This is a genomic window from Aeromicrobium sp. (assembly GCF_050700635.1).
In the GTDB taxonomy this organism is placed as follows: Bacteria; Actinomycetota; Actinomycetes; order Propionibacteriales; family Nocardioidaceae; genus Aeromicrobium.
Genome location: NZ_JBOHDT010000089.1, coordinates 1 through 20,519, shown reverse-complemented (window position 1 = coordinate 20,519; position 20,519 = coordinate 1). Strand labels below are relative to the sequence as shown.

Genomic DNA, 20,519 nt, shown 5'->3' with positions numbered 1-20,519 from the left:
GCCACGATGTCGGCGCTCCTGCCCGCCTTGACGGCCTGGTGGGCCTGGGCGATCGCGGCGTGCAGCACGGCACCGGTCGAGATCCCGGCGAAGATGCCCTCCAGATCGAGCAGCTCACGCACCCGCCGCACCGCGTCGCGCGGGCCGACGGAGAAGCGGGAGTCGATCAGCGAGTCGTCGAAGAGCTCGGGGACGAATCCCTCGTCGAGGTTGCGCAGCCCGTAGACGAGCTCGCCGTAGCGGGGCTCGGCGGCCACGATGCGCACGTCTGGCTGGTGCTCGCGGAAGTACCGGCTGACACCCATCAACGTGCCTGTGGTGCCCAGACCCGCGACGAAATGCGTGATGGTCGGCAGGTCGGCGTGGATCTCTGGGGCCGTGCCCGCGTAGTGGGAGTCGGCATTGGCCGGGTTGCCGTACTGGTAGAGCATCACCCAGTCGGGATGCTCTGCCGCCATCTCCTTGGCTACCCGCACGGCCTCGTTGGAGCCGCCGGCCGCAGGCGACGGCACGATCTCCGCGCCCCACATCCGGAGCAGCTGCCGCCGTTCTTCGGAGGTGTTCTCGGGCATCACACAGACCAGCCGGTATCCGCGCATCGAGGCGACCATCGCCATCGAGATGCCGGTGTTGCCGCTGGTGGGCTCCAGGATCGTGGCGCCGGGCGACAGGAGCCCCTCCTCCTCGGCGCGCTCGATCATGCGCAGCGCCGGCCGGTCCTTGACCGAACCGGTGGGGTTGTGGTCCTCGAGCTTGGCCCACAGCCGTACGTTCTCCGACGGCGACAGCGTCGGGAGGCCGACGAGCGGCGTGTTTCCGACCGAGTCGACCAGAGACTCGTAGCGGGTCATCCGCCTGCCACAGCGGGAAGGATGACGACGGTGTCGCCGTCGGCGATCGCCGTGTCGAGACCACCGGTGTAGCGGATGTCCTCGTCGTTGACGTAGACGTTGACGAACCGCCGGATGCCGCCCTCCTCGATGAGCCGCTCCTTGATGCCAGCGTGGTTCGCCTCGAGATCCTCGATGAGCTCGGCAACGGTGGCGCCCTTGCCGTCGACGGCACGCTCGCCGTCGGTGAACGTGCGCAGGATGGTCGGGATGCGGACCTCGATGGCCATCAGTTGGCTCTCTTCTCTGACTGAGTCGTAGGAGTCTGGGGTGCGTCGTCGTCGTAACGCTCGACGACCCTCACTTCTTCCTCGCTGACATCGCCGTCGACGATGCGAAAGGAACGGAAGTCGACCGGGCCGCTCACATCTGCGCCGTCGCGGGTGGAGACCAACACGTAGTGGGCGCCGGGCTCCTGGGCGAGCGAGATGTCGGTGCGCGACGGATACGCCTCGGTGGCCGTGTGCGAGTGATAGATGACCACCGGCTCCTCGTCGTTGTCGTCCATGTCGCGGTAGAGCTTGAGCAGATCGACGGAGTCGAACTCGTAGAACGTGGGTGACATCGCCGCGTTGAGCATCGGCACGTGCCGTGCGGGACGGTCGGAGCCGACCGGACCCGCGACGACTCCGCACGCCTCATCGGGATGATCGCGACGGGCGTGCTCGACGATGGCGTCGTGCGTGGCACGGTCGATGAGGAGCACCGGTCAAGCCTATCGACGCTCAACCCAGTGCGGTGACCAGCGTCTCCTGCACGTAGCCGAGCCAGTCGTACAGCTCGGTCATGGCGATGACGGCCTCGTCGTCCGACTGGTGAAGAAGTATCGCGTCCTCGTCGGCCTCGATGCCGAGCCGCACGGCGAGCGAGAGTCGGACGTCGGTGAGCGTGCGGAGCCATGCCTGGACGGCCTCGGGGTCGAGCTCGACCTCGATCGACTCCTCCTCCCCCTCGGCGCCGTCCTCATCGAACGATGTGTCGTCGAGGCCGGCCTTGCGGAGCGACTCGAGCACCGTCTCGGCGCTGGCGACCTTGGCCGACGTCAGCGACCGCTCGGTGAAACGTCGGAACTCCGCGGCCTCGTCGGCGTCGTCACGGTAGGCGTCGGGGAGAAGGCGTTGCAATACCGGATCGTCCGGCGGCAGCGAGGGACCGCCGGCCAGGCCGAGCTCGCCGGCCAACGGGTCGGGATCGGACGCCGACTCGCCGTTGCGGTCGCGGAGCAGCTCGACGACCTGGCTGGTCAGGTTCGCGATGACGTGCGCCTCTCCGGGCTCGAACGTGGCGACGAGGCCGCCGCGGCGGCGGCGTTTGAACGGCTTCACACGTCCGCCCGCTGCAGCGTGGCCCACAGCCCGTACTCGTGCATCGCCTGGACGTGACGCTCCATCTGCTCGCGACTTCCGCTCGACACCACCGCCTTGCCCTCATGGTGGACGGCGAGCATCAGCTTGGTGGCCTTCTCCTCGGTGTAGCCGAAATAGTTGCGGAACACGTACGCGACGTACGACATGAGGTTCACCGGATCGTTCCAGACGATCGTGACCCACGGATTCTCGAGCTCGACGACGTCATCGACGTCGGGCTCGTCGATCTCCACGGGGGTCGGCGTGCTCACGCATCCATCCTAGGGTGGTCGCGTGCTCGCATCGACCGCCTTGCTCACGGACCATTACGAGCTCACGATGCTGCAGGCGTCCCTGACCGACGGCACCGCGACCCGCCGATCCGTCTTCGAGCTGTTCGCGCGGCGGCTCCCGCCCGGACGCCGCTACGGAGTCGTGGCCGGCACGGGTCGCGTTCTCGACGCCCTCGAGGAGTTCCGCTTCGGAGAGGCCGAGGTCGCCTGGCTTCGCGAACACCACATCGTCGACGGCGTCACCGCCGAGTGGCTCGCCTCCTATCGATTCGGCGGCCACATCTGGGGATACCCGGAGGGTGAGGCCTACTTCCCGTCGTCGCCGGTCATGGTCGTCGAGGGGACGTTCGCCGAGGCGGTGCTGCTGGAGACCCTGCTGCTCTCGATCCTCAACCACGACTCGGCCGTCGCCTCGGCCGCCGCCCGCATGGTCGGGGCTGCCGGCGACCGCCCGTGCATCGAGATGGGATCACGACGCACGCAGGAGTGGTCCGCCGTCGCCGCAGCCAGAGCGGCCTACATCGCCGGGTTCGCCACCACGTCGAACCTCGAGGCGGGCCGCACGTACGGCATCCCCACGGCTGGCACCAGCGCCCACTCGTTCACGCTGGTCCATGACGCCGAGCGCGACGCATTCACGTCGCAGGTCGAATCGCTCGGCGCAGGCACGACGCTGCTGGTCGACACGTACGACATCGCCGAGGCCGTCCGCGTCGGCGTCGAGGTCGCCGGCCCTGGGCTCGGCGCGGTGCGCATCGACTCCGGCGACCTCGTCTCACTGGCTCGCCAGGTCCGCGCCCAGCTGGACAACCTCGGCGCCACCCGGACCCGCATCGTCGTCACCAGCGACCTCGACGAGCGCGCGATCGCCTCGCTCGCAGCGGCGCCGGTCGACGGGTACGGAGTCGGTACCGCGCTGGTCACCGGCTCCGGGGCTCCCACCAGCGGCTTCGTCTACAAGCTCGTGGCCCGCGAGGACGACTCCGGCACGCTCGTTCCGGTGGCCAAGGAGAGCACCGAGAAGCTGTCTGTCGGCGGTCGCAAGTGGTCGCTGCGCCGACGATCGGCGTCCGGCACCGCCCAGGCGGAAGTCATCGGCATTGGCGAGCCACCCACGGACGACGGCGACGACCGCAGCCTGCTCGTGCCGCTCATCGAGGCCGGACGACGCGTCCACCACGACTCGCTCGATGCCGCACGGACCCGCCATCGGGCCGCGATCGACGAGCTCCCTGATGACGCCCGGAAGCTCTCCCGCGGCGAGCCGGTGATCGAGACCGTCTTCGAAGGCCTCAGCCCGTCGAGCTGACCCTGCCCGACCCGTCAAACATCACCGTGACGTTATTCTCGGTGCCCGAGGACGTCTTGGTGCAGTAGACGAACTCGTCGTCGAGTCGCCGGTGCGGCTGGCCCGCGGTCCGTAGCACCTCTTCGACGGTCGATCCCTTGGCGATGCCGGAGACATCCGTGTCGCGCTTGGCTGCATCGGGGTCGCGGCACGCATCGTTCGTGACGCCCTCGGCGCGCTCCCACATCTGCAGGTAGGCCTCGGCACCACGGGCCATGTCGTCGGCGATCGCGTCACCAGCCTGCTTGCGCAGGTCCTCGATCCAGTCGGGGTAGAGGCCGTAGTGGGCCACGCCGTCGACGTTGAGGTCGTACGTGCGCTGTCCGCTGACCTGCTTGTCGATCTCGACCCCGCCGAGCCCGGTGAACGGGTACGTGACCTTGTTGGGGGCGTCCGCCCCACGGGGGTCACCTTGTGCGCCGAGTCCGTTGATGTCGGCGCCGTACCCGAAGCCGAAGTAGTAGCGCGGGTCGGCCCACTCCAGGTGCTTCTTCCACTTGTCGACGAAGCCCGCGCTGTCGCCGGCGTAAGGCGTGATGACGCCACCTGCTCGGTAGACGCGCGGGTAGGCGTCCGGCGTCGACCACGAGTGGCTCGAGATGACGCCGGAGTACCCCTTTTCCTCGGTGAGATCGAGCGAGGACTTGCGGGCCTTCACACTCATGTGGTCGGGGTCGAAGATCATGTGCTTCGCCGTCATCCGCGCGATCGTGTGGTCGCCCAGCGACGTCAGCCCTCGGGTGTTGCACGTGGGCGGGCCCGGGTACACCGGCAGGACGCCCCCCAGCTGGAGCTTCGCGATGGCGCCGAACAGCTCGTCCTGGGCGGGGGTGTCGCCCGGCACGGAGGTCAGTTGCGTGCGGTCCTCAACACCCGGCTCCGGATTCGGGCACTTCTGCATGTCCCAGAAGGAGGCGGTCTCGGCAAAGTTGGCCGAGTTGACGAAGGGAGCGATGGTGCCGGAGTCCCCGGCGACGCCGGACAGGGCGTTGTCGAACTTGTTCACCAGCTCCATCTGACGGACGCCGAGGTCGTGGAGCTCGTCGAGCTGGCGGTCGATGCTGCCGGTGTCGCACTGCGGGATGTCGCGCTTCATCGTGCAGCCGAAGACCACGCTCGTCTCGACTCCCGTGACGACGGCCATCTTGCCGGCGTTGATGACCGACCGGGCCTCGAAGGGATCGGTGACGATGCGGTACCAACCTCGTCCCGGGCCGCCGTACTGGGCGTCGATGTAGCGTTCGAGCTTGCGCATGTCCGCGGCCTGCAACCGCACGGAGTCCATGTCGTCGCACGAGTTGTGCTTGATCGGGTACAGCTCGCACAGCTTGTTGTTCTCGACCAACAGGTTCACCAGGATGCGCTGACCGCCGCGCCATGACCGCTCCAGCCACTTCCAGTACGTGCCCTCGTGCGTCAGCGAGTCCGGCGCCGGCCAGTCCTTGAAGGTCGGCCACCCGACCGGGTCGTGCGTACCCACCGGCGAGCCGTTGCGGGTGAAGTTCTCCAGCACGGCACCGGCGCCGTTCCCCTCGTGGTCCGGGCAGTCCTTGAGGGCGGCCTCGACCCCGTAGGGATGCCAGGGACGCCCGCAGTGCACGTCGCCACCGAGGAACTCGAAGGCCATGCCGTGGGTGTGCCCGTCGAGGTAGCCCCGTACTTCCTGGTGGGTCGACGTGCCGCCGAACGGCGCCCCCTTGACGTTCACCTCGACCTCGGGCCACGCGCGGCAGCCGGTCGTCCGGCGCAGCTCGAAGGGTGTCGCCTCCGACGTCGCGAGCCGCCCCGATGACGTCACGGCCAGCTCTCGCTTCTCCGCCGGCTGGGTGAAGGTGAATCGCCGGCCCGACTGCGTGACCGTCCAGTCGGACGTCTTGCTCGGAGTGGTGTCGGCCGTCACGCCGAGTAGCGAGGAGCCGAGGAACTTCTTGCCAGCATCCCAGAGCAGGTAGCTGCCGAGGTCCGTCGCCTGGAAGTGGAAGGGCTCCCCACCGGCCGCGTCGGCTGCCGTCGCCTCGTAGCCGTTGCCAGAGCGGACGACCCACTTGCCGTTGGTCGATGACCGCAGGGCGTAGCACCTGCCGGCCATCGCGTACCGGTCCTGGGGCACGTTGGCATGCGGACGCGGCTCAGCGCTCCGGGTGGGCACGAGGTCCGGGTCCCCCTCGGCGCGCTGCATACTGACCGCGTCGCGGTGGGCGAGAGCCTGCACCGCGGTGGTCGGGTCCTCGGTCTCGTCGGTGAGCGGTGCGCGCGAGATGGCGTTCTTGAGATCTGTCTCCGTCCGTCCGTGGAACTGCTCGGCCCACGTGACGTAGGCGGGGAAGGTCGCCATCGTCATGGCGATCGTGGTGATCGCGATGGACAGTGGCCAGACGTGTCGGTGCCGCAGACCGCGCATGGAACTCCTCGGTTACTCACCGGTCACAACGACGGGAGCCCTTCGGAGGTCACGATGCCCGCAGCGCCCATCGGCGCAGCAGGTCGATACGTTCCTGCAGCTGGTCGGGCGATGCCTGTGCGGCGGGCGGGCCGCCGCACTTGGTACGCAGCTGACTGTGCGTGACGCCGTGCGGCTGGCCCGTGCGGTGGTGCCAGGCGCCGACCAGAACGTGCAGCTCCCGCCGCAGCTCGCGTCGTTGCTCGAATACGACGTCACGTCCGATCTCGGCAGCACGCTTCGTCGTTTGCCCCTTCGACCGCTCGGCCCGGGAACTGCGCAGCAGGTCAGCCACCTGGTCGGCGTCGAGCAGCCCGGGGATGCCGAGGAAGTCGAGCTCGTCGTCGTCGACGTCGATGCCTCCGTACTCGCCGCCCTCGAACACGAGCCGGTCGAAGGACGCGTCGCTCCCGAGAGCGCGGTACTCACCCAGCTGATCGCTCGCCCGCTCACCTTCCTGGGCTCGGGCCAGGAGCTCGGCCTCGGCCGCGAACAGGTCGGCCTCGTCTTGGACGGGCCGGCCGATGACGTGATCACGCTCGGCCTCGAGGTCGCTGGCCAGGGCGAGCACCGCCGGCACACTGGGCACGAAGATCGACGCCGTCTCGCCCTTGCGACGAGCGCGGACGAAGCGGCCGACAGCCTGGGCGAAGTACAGCGGCGTGGCCGTCGTGGTGGCATAGACCCCGACCGACAGCCGCGGGATGTCGACGCCTTCGCTGACCATCCGTACCGCGACCATCCACGGCGTCATGCCGGCCGAGAAGTTCGCGATGCGCTCGCTGGCTCCCGTTTCGTCCGAGAGCACGACGGTGGGCACCTCGTTGGTGATCTCGGCGAGCAGCTCGCCGTACCGGCGGGCCGACTCCTGGTCGCTGGCGATGACCAGGCCACCGGCGTCAGGAACGTCGCGCCGCACCTCCTGGAGTCGAGTGTGAGCAGCCTGCAGCACGGACGGCATCCACGACCCCTGCGGATCGAGGGCGGTGCGCAAGGCCTGCGCCGTGGCGTCCTTGGTGAGCGGCTCGCCGAGCCGTGCCGCCACCTCGTCGCCCGCGCGTGTGCGCCAGTGCATCTGACCCGAGTAGGCCATGAACAGCACCGGCCGCACGACACCGTCGCGCAATGCGGAGCCGTAACCGTAGCCGTAGTCGGCAACACTCTGCAGCGTGCCGTCGTCCTGCGGTGCGTAGGTGACGAATGGGATCGGGTTGGCATCGGACCGGAACGGCGTTCCGGTGAGCGCGAGCCGCCGCGTCGCCGGCATGCAGGCCTCCTGCACCGCTTCACCCCAGGTCATCGCGTCGCCGGCGTGATGCACCTCGTCCAGGATGACCATCGTCCGCCGTGCCTCGATACGCACCCGGTACGCGTTCGGGTTCACCGACAGTCCCGCGTAGGTGACCGCGAAGCCGTCGAACTCGCGTCCGAGCGAGCCCGTGAGCACGGGGTCGATCGGGATGCCGGCGCCGGCCGCTGCGAGTGCCCATTGGGTCTTGAGGTGGTCGGTGGGTGTCACCACGACGACGCGCTCGACGACGCCGCGGTGGATCAGGTCGGCGGCGACGGTGAGGGCGAACGTGGTCTTTCCGGCACCGGGCGTGGCGACCGTGAGGAAGTCGCGCGGCTGCGCGCGCTGGTACAGCTCGAACGCCTCACGCTGCCAGGCCCGAAGGGTCTGGCTACGCATCGCTCGGGGTGTCCCCCTCGCCGTCGTCGTCCGGATCCATCGAGTCCCAGATGTCCTTGCACTCCGGACAGACGGGGAACCGCTGCGGGTCGCGGCTGGGTACCCACACCTTGCCGCACAGCGCCACGACCGGGGTGCCCATGACCATCGCCTCGGTCAGCTTGTCCGAAGGGACGTAGTGCGAGAAGCGCTCGTGGTCGCCGTCCTCCGTGCGCAGCTCGGTGCGCTCGTCGTGAACGGTCTGGGTGCCGCGTCCGAAGAATGCCACCCAAACATCCTAGCCCCGCCGTGAGCGAGATTCAGTTGGCGCCGGGATCCGGCGGGAACGTGGCCCAGAAGCGCACGTCGTCATGCTGGCGTCGCAGCACCTCGCGCCACAACATCTCGGGCTGTGGTGAGCTGAGATCGGACTCGAGCGCGTCGACGACGACCCACGATCCCTCGAGCAGCTCATCCTCGAGCTGGCCCGCGCCCCATCCCGCATAGCCGGCGAAGACCCGGAGTCCGGCGAACTCGCCATTGACCGGCAGCGGCCCTTCGAGGTCGACGAGGCCCACGCGACCGGCCATCTGCCGCCAACCCAGCGGCGGGAGCCCGTCACCGAGCACGCCGACCGCCAGCGCGGAGTCCATCGCCACCGGGCCGCCGTCGAACAGGCACACTGGGGCGTTGACGTAGGCGCCCCAGGACGGAAGCACCTCGTCGACGTCGGAGTCGAGCGGACGGTTGACGATGACGCCCAGTGCGCCGTCGCCATCGTGGTCGAGGATGAAGACCACACTGCGCAGGAACGGACCCGCGTCGATGGCCGGGGTGGCCACGAGCAGCCGGCCTCGGAGCGTGTCCATGCCTCTATGATGCCCACATGCCCGACCACCCGCCGGTACCCGAGGAATTCACCGTCGACGAGTTGGCAGCAAGGGCCGGGATGACCGTTCGAAACGTCCGGGCTTACGCGAGCCGCGGCCTCATCGAGGCACCTCGACTCGAGGGCCGGACCGGCTACTACACGCTCGAGCACCTGCAGCGTCTGCAGCTCATCCGCGAGTTCATCGACCGCGGCTACACGTTGGCCGCCGTCGAGCGTGCGGTGAGCCGAAGCCCCCGCACCTCGGCAGGTCACACCCTCGACCTGCTCCGACTGCTCGACGAGCCGCACCATGACCCCGTGCCCGAGGTCATGTCGCGCGACGCGCTGGCCGCTCTGGCCGGAGTCCCGCGCGACGACCGGCTCATCGAGGCCCTGGGCGAGTTCCACCTGGTGAAGTGGCTCGACGACGAGAAGGTCCGGCTCCTGCAGCCCACGGTGGTGCGAGCCGGTGCCGCGGCTGTCGCACTGGGACTCGATCCGAACACGGTCATCAGCCTGTTCCCGTTGCTCGCCACCAACCTGCGCGAGATCGCGGACGCATTCGTGTCCAAGGTGGCGAGCGAGATCTTCCAGCCGTTCCTCGATGCCGGCCTGCCGGAGGACGAGTGGCCGCACATCCTCGAAGCCGTCGAGAGCCTGCTCCCGGTGGCCAGCCAGGTGACACTCGGTATCTTCCGCAGTCAGCTCAGTGAGTCCATCGACCGGGAGATCGGCCAGAAGCTCAACGAGCTCGGTGCCTTCGACCGGGCCTAGCGAAAAGCAACCCCGCCCCGGGCGCCCTCGAGGGAGGGAGTGGGCGCCGGGGCGGGGTGGTTTCGGTGAGCGTCAGGCAGCGAGTGCGTGACGCAGGCGGGCCATCAGGCCGCTGGTGGCCTCCCCTTCGGTCGGCAAGTCGTAGACCATCGTGTCGCGGGCCTTCTCGACGACGAACCGGCCGCGGGCCTCGAGCTCGGGGTGCTCGTCCGGCACGCCGGCGGCGATCGCCACAAAGGAGTGCTCGTTGGCAAGCGCCTTGGCCATCTCGGGTCGGCGCAGGTTCGTGTCCAGCAGGGTGCGGGCGCCGGGCATGGCGGCGGCGGCAGCGTGCCACGCGTCGATGGCGGTCGCTTCGGGGGATGTGTTGGACCCCTCGGTGAGCTGGCGCTCCATCTGGCCGTTCAGGCGCTGGAACCAAAGCAGCTGCGCGTCGAGCAGCAGGTCAGTGGTGCCGGAGAAGACGTTCTTCGCCTCCGGCACGATCTCGAAGGCCTCGTCCGCGGTGATGTCGCGACGCCGGTCGGCGATCGCGAGCACGTCACGCAGGACGGGCTTTCGACGGTTGTAGGCATCCCAGGTCATGGGCTTGCTCCTTTGCTATCCCGTCGAACCGATTTCCATACTCTCGGTACGTACTTTCAGTATGTGACCCGCTCATGGACGAGGCAAACTCTCGCCATGTGACGCTCACCACCAGCACACACGTACGATGAGGCCCTATGGCCAGCACAGCGAAGGTGAGCCCGGGGAAGGTCATCCGCGCCGCACGCAAGACGTCCAGGCGGCAGGACTACTCCTCGAGCACGAAGCGCGCTCTGCTCGACAACGCCACCCAGCTGTTCACCGATCACGGGTATGCCGGCACGTCGCTCGACGAGGTCGTCGCAGCAGCCCGCGTCACCAAAGGAGCGCTGTACCACCACTTCCCGAGCAAGCTGGCCCTCTTCGAGAGCGTCTTCGACCGTCTCCAGGAGAAGACCACGCGGGAGATCGAAAAAAAGATCAAGCGCACCAAGGACCCGTGGGAGCGCGCCCAGGTCGGCCTGCGGGCCTACCTCGACGTGTGCCGCGAGCCGCGGTTCCGTCGCATCGTCCTGCAGGAGGGCCCGGTGGCGCTCGGGCACGAGCGCTGGACCGAGGCCGAGAAGGCCGCGTCGCTGGGCATTGTCCAGCGCACCGTCGACGCGCTCCTGAAGGATCTCGGCGGCGGCCAAGAGCTCAGCGAGTCGTTCGCGATCGTCTTCTACGGGGCCATCCGGTCGGCATCGGAGTACGTCGCCGACGCCGACGACCCCGATGCTGCCGCAGCGGAGGTGCAGGCCACCATCGGGGCGATCCTGGCCGGCATGCGGCTCCTGCCCTCGTTCGGTCTCCAGGTCGAGGAGGCCGCGACGTCAGTCGCCGGTCAGTAGTCGATCCCGCCCTTGCCCTTCGGCACCATCGACAGCCAGGTCTTGCCCGGGTCGATGGTGAGCGGCTCCCCGTCCTTGGTCTCGAACTTGACCGTGCTCCCGAGGCCCTTCTTGTTCCATCTCGCCTCGGTGGCGGTGCCGTCGTGCAGCACGACCGCCCGTCCCGAGCCCTTGACGACCGTCTCGGGCACAGCGCTGCCACCCGGGTCTCGATAGCCGGCGTCGGTGACCTTGCAGAACATCACGACCAGGGTGTCGGGGTTGAAGTCCTGTCCAGGTGCGGCGTGCCCGTTCTTGCGCTTCCAGTGATCGCCCGAGAACGCCCAGTTCGTGGTGGTGGAGTTCGAGAAGCGCACCGAGACCCTCTTCGCCTTCTTCGGCTCGGGAGCCGAGGATGCCGAGTCGGTCGTCTCAGGTGTCGGCGTCGACGTGTCCGACCCCTTCAGGGCCGTCCAGTTCAGGTACGGGCCGGGGATGGCCCGGCCCTTCGCTGTGGAGCTCAGCTGGCTCAGGTTCACCACGACGTTGTAGGGAGCCGCCTTGGCGTCGCGGCTGAAACCCGGGCTGCTCTCGGTGAACGTGTTGATGCCGGCGTTCTTGATGCGCCTTGCGGCAGAGGGTGCACCCCCCGAGGCGACGATCTTGCCGGCGACCGGCTTCGCGATGCCGATGTCGGTGGTGCGCATCGACCGCACGTGCCCGACCTTCTTCGGCAGGTTCGAGTAGAAGAACGCGGCGAGTCGGGTGAGGCCGCCCTCGACCAGCTCCTCGACGACCATGTCGGCCTTGTCGAGTCCGTACTGCGGAGCACCGCTGGGAGTGTTCTCGACCTTGACGACGAACACCGAATTGTCCGGACGGCCGTCCGGCAGGGGTTTTCCGGTGAGGGGCGAGATCTCGACGAGCTTCTTGCCTTCACCATTGGAGGCGGACGGATCGGAGGGGGACCCGCCGTCGTCCGTGCAGCCTCCGAGCAGGAGCGCCACGGCAACGGCCGGTGCGAGCAGTCGCAACTTCATACGGCCCAGCATGCCGCAGCCGATGCCGTCGACCGGGCAGGGGCCCTGCTGTTCCACTCGAATGGCGCTTGTACCCTGCGCGCCTGTCTGAGGGGGCTGCGACCATGAACGCATGTCCGACGCGCTCGACCGCTTCGCGCCTGCGACGCACGAGTGGTTCTCGCAGGCCTTCGCCGCGCCCACCCCGGCGCAGGTCGGAGCTTGGGACGCGGTCGACCGGGGCGACCACGTGCTGGTGGTGGCGCCCACCGGCTCGGGCAAGACTCTGGCCGCGTTCTTGTCGAGCATCGACCGCCTGCTTCATGAACCCACCGACGCCGCCGGCACCAGGGTGCTCTACATCTCGCCGCTCAAGGCCCTGGCAGTCGACGTGGAGCGCAACCTCCGCTCCCCTCTGGTGGGCATCACTCAAGCGGCCGCACGCCGCAGCGAGACCTTCGAAGAGGTGAGAGTCGGGGTCCGAACAGGGGACACCACTCAGCAGGAGCGACGGCGGCTGGTCTCACACCCGCCCGACATCCTCATCACCACGCCCGAGTCGTTGTTCCTCATGCTCACGTCGTCGGCGCGCGATTGGTTGCGCGACGTCGACACCGTCATCGTCGACGAGATCCACGCGGTGGCCGGCACCAAGCGGGGCGCCCATCTCGCTGTCTCGCTCGAGCGACTCGACGGCCTGCTGGAGCGCCCGGCTCGCCGGGTGGGCCTGAGCGCCACCGTGCGACCGCACGACGAGGTCGCCCGCTTCCTGCACGCTCGCGCGCCCGTGCGCATCGTGGCGCCCGAGAGCGAGTCCCTCCTCGCGCTCGACGTCACCGTCCCGGTCGACGACATGACCGACCTCGGTGAGGACGGATCGATCTGGCCCCATGTCGAGCACGACCTCCTCGACCGGGTGCTCCAGGTTCGATCCACGATCGTGTTCTGCAACTCCCGCGGGCTCGCCGAGCGGCTCACGGCCAGGCTCAACGAGGCGTGGGCCGAGCGGGAGGGGATCGCGGCAGCCGAGTCCGCGCGGGCGCCGGCCCAGCTCATGGGCGGGAGCCCACAGGGAAAGGGTGCCGAGTCGGTCCTCGCGCGGGCCCACCACGGCTCGGTCAGCAAAGAGCAGCGCGAGCTCATCGAGAACGACCTCAAGTCGGGTCGGTTGCGCTGCGTCGTGGCCACCTCGAGCCTCGAGCTCGGCATCGACATGGGAGCCGTCGACCTCGTCGTGCAGACCTCGACGCCGCCGTCGGTGGCCAGCGGGCTGCAGCGTGTCGGGCGCGCCGGGCACCAGGTCGGCGAGATCTCGCGCGGCATCGTCTACCCCACGTCACGCCACGACCTCGTCGGAGCGGCCGTCACCGCCGAACGCATGCGCGACGGGCTCATCGAGCAGCTCGTCGTCCCGGCCAACCCGCTCGACGTCCTGGCGCAGCACACCGTCGCCGCGACCGCCCTCGAGCCGCTCGACGTCGAGCAGTGGTTCGACCTCGTCCGGCGAAGCGCACCGTTCTCGACGCTTCCGCGCTCCGCCTTCGACGCCACGCTCGACCTCCTGGCCGGCCGCTACCCGTCCGACGAGTTCGCCGAGCTTCGTCCACGGGTCGTCTGGGATCGCGACGCCGGCACGCTCACCGGCCGCCCCGGCGCCCAGCGCCTCGCCGTCACCAGCGGGGGCACCATCCCCGACCGTGGCATGTTCGCCGTCACCCTCGCCGAAGGCGCGGACGAAGGCGCGGGAGGTCGGCGGGTCGGGGAGCTCGACGAGGAGATGGTCTACGAGTCACGCATCAACGACGTCTTCGCCCTCGGTGCCACCAGCTGGCGCATCCAGGAGATCACCCACGATCGCGTGGTCGTCATTCCCGCGTTCGGGGAGCCGGCGCGACTGCCGTTCTGGAAGGGCGACACCATCGGGCGCCCCTACGAGCTCGGTGCCGCAATCGGCGACTACGTCCGGCGCTCGCTCGAGGGCGAGGCTCCCGGCGACCTCGATCCACGGGCCGGCTCGAACCTCACCGCGTTCCTGCGCGAGCAGCGTGAAGCCACCGGCATCGTGCCCACCGATCGCACGCTCGTCGTCGAACGGTTCCGCGACGAGCTCGGCGACTGGCGCGTCGTCCTGCTGTCGCCCTACGGCCGCCGCGTCCACGCCCCCTGGGCCCTCGCGGTGGGCGCCCGCGTCATCGAGCGCTTCGGAATCGACGGGTCGGTGGTCGCCTCCGACGACGGCATCGTCGCGCGGCTTCCCGACACCGGCGGCGATCCGCCGGGCGCCGAGCTGTTCGAGTTTGACGCCGATGAGCTCACCGAGATCGTCACCATCGAGGTCGGCGGGTCCGCGCTGTTCGCCTCGCGATTCCGCGAGTGCGCGGCCCGTGCCCTGCTGCTGCCGCGCCGCAACCCCGGCGCGCGGGCACCACTGTGGCAGCAGCGTCAGCGGTCCGCGCAGCTGCTCCAGGTCGCCCGCAAGTACCCGGACTTCCCGATCCTGCTCGAGACCGTCCGCGAGTGCCTGCAAGACGTCTACGACCTGCCATCGCTCGCCGCCCTGACCCAGCGGATCGCGTCGCACGAGATCCAGATCGCCGAGGTCACCACCGAACGCGCCTCGCCGTTCGCCCAGACCCTGCTGTTCGGCTACGTGGCGTCGTTCCTCTACGAGGGCGACACCCCGCTGGCCGAGCGGAGAGCCGCAGCACTCACCCTCGATCCCACGCTGCTCGCCGAGCTCCTCGGACGCGCGGAGCTGCGCGAGCTGCTCGACCCCGAGGTCATCGAGCGCACCGAGTCCGAGCTGCAGCGCCTGGCCGACGATCGCCGCGTCACCGGAGTCGAGGGTGCGGCCGACCTGCTGCGTCTGCTCGGACCGCTCACCGCCGACGAGGTTCAGCGCCGGATCTCCGAGGGCGAGGCACAGCCGCTGCTCGAGGAACTGCGCGACGCCCGGCGGGCCATCGAGGTTCCGGTCGGCGGGGAGGTGCGCTGGGCGGCGGTCGAGGACGCCGGACGATTGCGCGACGCCCTGGGTGCTGCGCTCCCGCTGGGAGTGGCCGAGGCCCACCTCGTAAGCGTCGACGACCCGCTCGCCGATCTGCTCTCGCGGCACGCCCGCACGCACGGTCCGTTCACGACCGCCGAGGCCGCAGCGAGGTTCGCCCTGGGCACGGCCGTCGTATCGGACGTCCTGCGTCGTCTCGCCCGCGACGGACGCCTCACCGGAGGCGAGTTCCGTCCCCAGGCCACCGGCAGCGAGTGGGTCGAGCCCGGTGTTCTCAGACGACTGCGCAGTCGGTCGCTCGCGGCTGCGCGCAAGCAGGTCGAACCGGTCGAGCCGGCCGCCTTCGCGCGCTTCCTCCCGTCATGGCAGGGAGTCGGCGGCCGCAACCGTGGCGCCGAGGGCGTTCTCGCGGCCATCGACCAGCTGGCCGGGCTGTCGTTGCCGGCTTCGGCGTGGGAGAGCCTGGTGCTTCCGGCCCGAGTGGCCGACTACTCCCCCGCGATGCTCGACGAGCTGCTCGGCACCGGCGAGGTCGTCTGGACCGGCGCGGGAACGCTGCCTGGCAGGGACGGATGGGTCCAGCTCCACCCGGCGGACGTCGTCCTCCCGGTCCTGCGCGATGTTCCGGAGCCCGACGTCGTCGGCGAGTCCATCCTCGACGCGCTCGAAGGCGGCGGCGCGTTCCTGTTCCGGCAGCTCACCTCGGCGATCGGCGAGACCGACGACGCACTCGTGGCGGATGCGCTGTGGCAGCTCATCTGGTCTGGCCGGGTGGCCGGCGACACCTTCGCCCCGGTCCGCGCGACGCTCGGTGGTCGGGGTGCGCACCGTTCGTCGTCGCGGTCGCCCCGAGCACGTCTGCGGTCCGGCCGTGGGCGGGCCGCCTCACCACGGCTGGCACAACAGGGGCCACCCACGGTCTCCGGTCGCTGGTTCCGTCTCGACCCGGCCGAGACCGACCCGACCAAGCTGCAGCTCTCTCGCACCGAGGCGCTGCTCGCGCGCTACGGAGTCGTCACCCGCGGCTCGGTCGTCGCCGAGCAGACCCCCGGCGGATTCGCCGCCACCTACCGGGTCCTCCGCGAGCTCGAGCAGACCGGCGCCTGTCTGCGCGGCTACTACATCGACACGCTCGGAGCGGCCCAGTTCGCGTCACCCGCCACTGTCGATCGAATGCGGTCACACCAGCGCGATGACGATGGCGAGGCCGCCGACGTTCCCGCACTGGTGCTCGCGGCCACCGACCCTGCCAACCCGTTCGGCGCGGCACTTCCCTGGCCCGACGTCGTCGACGCCGACGAGTCGTCCCGCCACCGGCCGGCTCGCAAGGCCGGCTCGCTGGCCGTCGTCCACGACGGCCATGCGGTCCTCTATTTGGAGAGGGGCGGCCGCAAGGTCCTCGTCCTGCATGACGACCCCCGCCGGCTCGTCCCGGCCGCCACGGCACTTGCCGAGCTCGTGCGCACGGGCCGGGTGCCGCGTCTCACCGTAGAGACGTCCGGCGGCAAGTCGGTCGGGCCCACGGCTCTGGGTGAGGCGCTGCGTGAGGCCGGGTTCGTCCCGCACCCGAAGGGCCTGCGTCTTTCGACAGGCTCAAGAACCACCTGATGCCCGAAGGTGACACCGTCTGGCGCACCGCACGAGATCTGCACGACGCGCTGGCCGGTCGCCCGCTCACCCGCTCCGACGTCCGGGTTCCGCAGTGGGCCACGCTCGACCTCCGCGGCGTCACCGTCGACGACGCCGTCAGCCGGGGCAAGCACCTGTTCGTCCGCGCCGGCGACGTGTCCTTACACACTCACCTCAAGATGGAGGGCGTCTGGCACGTTTACCCTCCCAACGGCCGGTGGCGACGTCCCGCGCACACCGCTCGCGTGGTGCTCGAGAACACCGACCATCAGGCGGTCGGGTTCTCGCTCGGTCTGGTCGAGGTTCTCGACCGTGTCGCCGAGGCCGACGCCATGGCGTGGCTCGGACCAGATCTTCTCAGCCGCGACTGGTCGCTCGACGAAGCCGTGCGCCGGGTGACCGCCGACCCCGACCGTCCCGTCTTCCTGGCCCTGCACGACCAGCGCAATCTCGCCGGCTTCGGCAACGAGTACGTCACCGAGCTCTGCTTCCTGCACGGCCTCCTGCCCACCCGGCCGGTCGGCGAGATCACCGATGTCGCCCACGTCATCGAGCGCGGGCAGCGTCTCATCGAGGCGAACTGCGAACGAGCCGCGCGTACCTTCACTGGCAACACCCGCGCACGGGAGACCCACTGGGTGTTTGACCGCGACCGCCGACCGTGCCGGCGCTGCGGCACCACCGTGCAGCGCGGCGTACTGGGCGACGATCCGGTCCGGCAGCGCAACACCTACTGGTGCCCGCACTGCCAGACCTGACCCGACCTAGTCAGGTGAGTCCCGAGCGGTACGCCATCACCACGGCTTGCAGGCGATCGCGCACCCCGAGCTTCATGAGGATACGGGCCACATGCGTCTTCACCGTCCCCTCTCCGATGTAGAGCCGACCTCCGATCTCGGCGTTCGAGCAGCCTTCCGCCATCAGGGCGAGCACGTCCCGCTCTCGATCGGTGAGGACGTCGAGACTGTCAACGGTCAATTGCGGAGTGCGACGGGCGAGCTCTTCGGCCATCCTCTTGGCCACCGGCCGGGCCAGAACCGCATCACCGGCAGCTGCGGCCACCCCGGATCGCCGAGACCAGCTGTCCGGCCGGCGCGTCCTTCAGAAGAAGACCGCTGGCGCCCGCTGCGAGAGCCTCCTGCACGTTGGCGTCGGCGTCGAACGTCGTCAGGACGACGACCTTGGTCCCGGTGCCCGCAGCCTGCAGCTCCCGCGTGGCCACGCGCGATCATCGCCGCCGGCGCCCTCATCCTTCCCGTCGTCGCAGAGATGGTCTGGCCGTCGTTCGGCGACAGCGGGCACCTGGTGTTCGCGATCTGCCAGCTCATCGGCTGGGCGTTGGTCGCAAGCATCATCGTGGACATCGGGCGGGTGTTCCCGTCGCTGAGCACGACGCGTTCTGGCCGAGCGGGTCGCCGAGTCCTTCTGGCCGGCTGCACCTTCCAGGTCCTGTTCGCGCTCGCATACGGCCTCACCGCCGCCGCCAGCGGCGAGCCGAACGAAGCGTCCTTCGTCCTGTTCCTGGCCGGGTTCCTCGCTCAGCTGGTCGGTGGGATCGTGTGGTGGCGGGCGATGAAGCCCGAGCCCGGGCTGCGCGTGGCTCGGATCGGCGTGCTGGCCACGGCCATCCTCGGCTCGCTTGCGATGGCCGTGGGCACCGACCCGTTCCACGACGTCTTCCTGCTCTCGAGCTACGCCGCCTGGGCCGCCGTCGGCATGAGCGCGGTACGCGCCTCCGCCACGGAAACGGAGGCGATCAGCCAGCTACAGCGACCGGTTTCCTAACCGTCCAGACCATCGCCTCGTCGAGATCGGCGCGCCGGCTGTCCCTCGAGTCGAGGAACCAGTTCTGGCGAATCGTCCACGGGGAGTTGCTGCCCTGCTGCGGCAGCATCCCGGCAACGCGCTTGATGTAGCCCGATTGGAGATTGAGCAGGGGGGCCGATTCGCCCTCGGCGCCCGTCGGGTCCGGCATTCCGAATGCGTAGCCGTTCGCGTCCATGTGGTTGATGAGTCGGCACACGTACTGCATCGTCAGGTCGGCCCGCAACGTCCAGGAGGCGTTCGTGTAGCCGACGCACCAGGCGAAGTTCGGCAGGCCGCTGAACATCATGCCCTTGTAGACGTACTTCTCGTGCGGGTCGACCTTCTCGCCGTCGACATCCATCTCGATCTGGCCGAACGCCACGACCTGCAGGCCGGTCGCGGTGATGACCAGGTCGGCAGGGAGATGGTCGCCGGACTCCAGGTCGATGCCGGTCTTCGTGAACTGCGCGACGTGATCGGTGACGATGGACGCCTTGCCGTGGCGGATCGTGCGGAACAGATCGCTGTTCGGGACGATGCACAGGCGCTGGTCCCAGGGGTTGTAGTCCGGCGTCAGGTGCCTCGGGTCCAAGTCGTCCGGCAGCCGTTTGCGAGCTGCCCCGATGAGGAGCCTGGACGCCAGTCTCGGGAAACGCTGGGCGAAGACATAGAAACCGATGGCGAGGGCGGCGTTCTTGCGCCGGGTCAGCCGATGGGCGAGCCCGAGCGGCAGCACCTTGCGCAGGAACGAGGCGATCGGATCATCCTGCGGCAGGGAGATGATGTAGGACGGCGAACGCTGCAGCATCGTCAGGTGCTTCGTGCGGTCGGCCATCGACGGGATGAGCGTGATCGCGGTGGCGCCGGACCCGATGACGACGACCTCCTTGTCGTCGTAGTCGACGTCGTCGGTCCAGAACTGCGGGTGGACGACCTCGCCCTGGAAGTCCTCGAGGCCGGGAAACTCCGGCGTGAATCCCGCGTCGTAGTTGTAGTAGCCGCTGCACAGGAACAGGAACGACGCCGTGATCACGACCGGTCGCTCATCATTCGTCGCCTCGATCGTCCAGAGCGCCTCCTCGGACGACCACGACGCGCGGGTGACGCGGTGCCCGAACCGGATGTGCTGGTCGATCTTGTTCTCGTGAGCGGTTTCGTGGATGTACCTGCGGATGTCCTCGCCGTCGGCGATCGCGTTGCCATGCGTCCAGGGCTTGAACGGGTAGCTGAGCGTGTACATGTCGGAGTCGGAGCGGATTCCGGGGTAGCGGAACAGGTCCCAGGTTCCGCCGGACGCCGACCGAGATTCGAGGATCGTGTACGTCTTGCCCTTGCACATCGTCTGCAGTCGGTAGGCAGCCCCGATGCCGGACAGTCCGGCGCCCACGATCAACACGTCGACGTGGTCGGTCATCGGAAACCTCCGAGGGGAGTAGGTGGGGTGAGACTAACTAGGATCAACCTGTGACCGCCACCGATGAGACCGACGTCCCACTCGACACCGAATGGGACGACCACCGGTCTCCTCATGTCCTGATGACGATCGCCGGCGCGATCGGCCTGGCCGCAGCCTTGCTGTTGACGGTCGACAAGTTCACGTTGCTGCAGAACAAGATCGACGGCGTGGAGTCGGCGCTCAGCTGCGACTTCAGCGCCTTCGTCAGCTGCGGAGGCGTGATGGACTCCGCGCAGGCTGAGGCGTTCGGGTTCCCGAACTCGCTGCTCGGCATCATCGGCTTCAGCGTCGTGATGACGCTCGGGGTGATCCTGTGGACCGGCGGAGGCTTCGGCCGTGTGGTCTGGGGAGGCCTGCAGGTCGGCGTGCTGTTCGGCATCGGCTTCGTCACGTGGCTGCAGTTCCAGAGCATCTACCGGCTCGACCTGCTGTGTCCCTACTGCATGGTCGTGTGGGCGGTGATGATCCCGATCTTCGTGTACGTCACGGCGTGCAACCTGCGCAGCATCGCCCCGCGAAGTGCGCTGACGCGGTTCATGTCGAACTGGTCGGTCCTCATCGTCGCGCTCTGGTACGT

General features: G+C 69.0%; 21 protein-coding genes. 7 read left to right on the top strand and 14 right to left on the bottom strand.

Annotated elements, in window-relative coordinates; translation table 11 throughout:
- The 5 genes from ACRDPN_RS07000 to clpS form a co-directional block, all read right to left on the bottom strand.
- Positions 1-851, bottom strand: an 851-nt coding sequence (locus tag ACRDPN_RS07000) for a PLP-dependent cysteine synthase family protein (RefSeq protein ID WP_431446658.1), incomplete at its 3' end; no start/stop codon positions are given.
- Positions 848-1,120, bottom strand: a complete 273-nt coding sequence (locus tag ACRDPN_RS06995) for a MoaD family protein (RefSeq protein ID WP_431446657.1) — start codon at positions 1,118-1,120, stop codon at positions 848-850. The genes ACRDPN_RS07000 and ACRDPN_RS06995, both read right to left, overlap by 4 nt.
- On the bottom strand, positions 1,120-1,596 hold the full coding sequence (locus ACRDPN_RS06990; RefSeq protein WP_431446656.1) for a Mov34/MPN/PAD-1 family protein: 477 nt from the start codon (positions 1,594-1,596) through the stop codon (positions 1,120-1,122). The genes ACRDPN_RS06995 and ACRDPN_RS06990 overlap by 1 nt, the downstream gene beginning before the upstream one ends.
- 19 nt (positions 1,597-1,615) lie before the next feature.
- Positions 1,616-2,215, bottom strand: coding sequence for a DUF2017 domain-containing protein (locus ACRDPN_RS06985; protein WP_431446655.1), 600 nt, complete (start codon positions 2,213-2,215; stop codon positions 1,616-1,618).
- Positions 2,212-2,508, bottom strand: a complete 297-nt coding sequence (clpS, locus tag ACRDPN_RS06980) for an ATP-dependent Clp protease adapter ClpS (RefSeq protein WP_431446654.1) — start codon at positions 2,506-2,508, stop codon at positions 2,212-2,214. Before clpS ends, ACRDPN_RS06985 begins: the two co-directional genes overlap by 4 nt.
- Positions 2,509-2,530: 22 nt before the next feature.
- On the opposite strand from clpS, the gene ACRDPN_RS06975 reads away from it, so the two are divergent.
- The gene (locus ACRDPN_RS06975) at positions 2,531-3,838 is read left to right on the top strand and encodes a nicotinate phosphoribosyltransferase (protein ID WP_431446653.1); all 1,308 of its coding nucleotides are present in this window, start codon (positions 2,531-2,533) and stop codon (positions 3,836-3,838) included.
- On the opposite strand, the gene ACRDPN_RS06970 is transcribed toward ACRDPN_RS06975, so the two are convergent.
- Genes ACRDPN_RS06970 through ACRDPN_RS06955 form a run of 4 tightly spaced genes read right to left on the bottom strand, consistent with a single transcriptional unit; the run spans position 3,822 to position 8,855 of the window.
- Positions 3,822-6,278, bottom strand: a complete 2,457-nt coding sequence (locus tag ACRDPN_RS06970; protein WP_431446652.1) for a hypothetical protein — start codon at positions 6,276-6,278, stop codon at positions 3,822-3,824. The two genes, ACRDPN_RS06975 and ACRDPN_RS06970, sit on opposite strands and share 17 nt — an antisense overlap.
- A 49-nt stretch (positions 6,279-6,327) precedes the next feature.
- On the bottom strand, positions 6,328-8,007 hold the full coding sequence (locus ACRDPN_RS06965; protein WP_431446651.1) for a DEAD/DEAH box helicase: 1,680 nt from the start codon (positions 8,005-8,007) through the stop codon (positions 6,328-6,330).
- Positions 8,000-8,275 carry a DUF3039 domain-containing protein gene (locus ACRDPN_RS06960; protein ID WP_431446650.1) on the bottom strand — a complete coding sequence of 92 codons (276 nt, stop codon included), beginning with the start codon at positions 8,273-8,275 and terminating at the stop codon, positions 8,000-8,002. The genes ACRDPN_RS06965 and ACRDPN_RS06960 overlap by 8 nt, the downstream gene beginning before the upstream one ends.
- 31 nt (positions 8,276-8,306) lie before the next feature.
- A complete protein-coding gene (locus tag ACRDPN_RS06955) occupies positions 8,307-8,855 on the bottom strand; it encodes a YqgE/AlgH family protein (RefSeq protein ID WP_431446649.1) in 549 nt (182 codons plus the stop codon).
- Between the two features lie 17 nt (positions 8,856-8,872).
- Between ACRDPN_RS06955 and ACRDPN_RS06950 the strand changes: the two genes are divergently transcribed.
- On the top strand, positions 8,873-9,631 hold the full coding sequence (locus ACRDPN_RS06950; protein WP_431446648.1) for a MerR family transcriptional regulator: 759 nt from the start codon (positions 8,873-8,875) through the stop codon (positions 9,629-9,631).
- 72 nt (positions 9,632-9,703) lie between these two features.
- Here the strand turns inward: ACRDPN_RS06950 and ACRDPN_RS06945 are convergent, their stop codons facing one another.
- A complete protein-coding gene (locus tag ACRDPN_RS06945; RefSeq protein WP_431446647.1) occupies positions 9,704-10,216 on the bottom strand; it encodes a hypothetical protein in 513 nt (170 codons plus the stop codon).
- A gap of 137 nt (positions 10,217-10,353) precedes the next feature.
- Between ACRDPN_RS06945 and ACRDPN_RS06940 the strand changes: the two genes are divergently transcribed.
- The gene (locus tag ACRDPN_RS06940; protein WP_431446646.1) at positions 10,354-11,046 is read left to right on the top strand and encodes a TetR/AcrR family transcriptional regulator; all 693 of its coding nucleotides are present in this window, start codon (positions 10,354-10,356) and stop codon (positions 11,044-11,046) included.
- On the opposite strand, the gene ACRDPN_RS06935 is transcribed toward ACRDPN_RS06940, so the two are convergent.
- Positions 11,040-12,065, bottom strand: coding sequence for a DUF3048 domain-containing protein (locus ACRDPN_RS06935; protein WP_431446645.1), 1,026 nt, complete (start codon positions 12,063-12,065; stop codon positions 11,040-11,042). The genes ACRDPN_RS06940 and ACRDPN_RS06935 overlap by 7 nt on opposite strands.
- A gap of 112 nt (positions 12,066-12,177) precedes the next feature.
- Between ACRDPN_RS06935 and ACRDPN_RS06930 the strand changes: the two genes are divergently transcribed.
- Complete coding sequence (locus ACRDPN_RS06930; RefSeq protein ID WP_431446644.1) at positions 12,178-16,659, top strand: ATP-dependent helicase; 4,482 nt, start codon at positions 12,178-12,180, stop codon at positions 16,657-16,659.
- Positions 16,659-17,438 carry a DNA-formamidopyrimidine glycosylase family protein gene (locus ACRDPN_RS06925; protein WP_431446643.1) on the top strand — a complete coding sequence of 260 codons (780 nt, stop codon included), beginning with the start codon at positions 16,659-16,661 and terminating at the stop codon, positions 17,436-17,438. The genes ACRDPN_RS06930 and ACRDPN_RS06925 overlap by 1 nt, the downstream gene beginning before the upstream one ends.
- 10 nt (positions 17,439-17,448) lie before the next feature.
- On the opposite strand, the gene ACRDPN_RS06920 is transcribed toward ACRDPN_RS06925, so the two are convergent.
- Together ACRDPN_RS06920 and ACRDPN_RS06915 are read right to left on the bottom strand one after the other, a co-directional pair.
- Positions 17,449-17,742, bottom strand: coding sequence for a response regulator transcription factor (locus ACRDPN_RS06920; protein WP_431446642.1), 294 nt, complete (start codon positions 17,740-17,742; stop codon positions 17,449-17,451).
- A complete protein-coding gene (locus tag ACRDPN_RS06915) occupies positions 17,723-17,902 on the bottom strand; it encodes a hypothetical protein (protein ID WP_431446641.1) in 180 nt (59 codons plus the stop codon). Before ACRDPN_RS06915 ends, ACRDPN_RS06920 begins: the two co-directional genes overlap by 20 nt.
- Before the next feature lie 47 nt (positions 17,903-17,949).
- Here ACRDPN_RS06915 and ACRDPN_RS06910 point away from each other — a divergent pair, with 47 nt between their 5' ends.
- On the top strand, positions 17,950-18,465 hold the full coding sequence (locus ACRDPN_RS06910; protein WP_431446640.1) for a hypothetical protein: 516 nt from the start codon (positions 17,950-17,952) through the stop codon (positions 18,463-18,465).
- On the opposite strand, the gene ACRDPN_RS06905 is transcribed toward ACRDPN_RS06910, so the two are convergent.
- Positions 18,437-19,900, bottom strand: a complete 1,464-nt coding sequence (locus tag ACRDPN_RS06905; RefSeq protein WP_431446639.1) for a flavin-containing monooxygenase — start codon at positions 19,898-19,900, stop codon at positions 18,437-18,439. The two genes, ACRDPN_RS06910 and ACRDPN_RS06905, sit on opposite strands and share 29 nt — an antisense overlap.
- Before the next feature lie 50 nt (positions 19,901-19,950).
- Between ACRDPN_RS06905 and ACRDPN_RS06900 the strand changes: the two genes are divergently transcribed.
- Positions 19,951-20,519 (top strand): vitamin K epoxide reductase family protein (locus ACRDPN_RS06900; protein ID WP_431446638.1); only part of this gene is annotated, 569 nt, incomplete at its 3' end.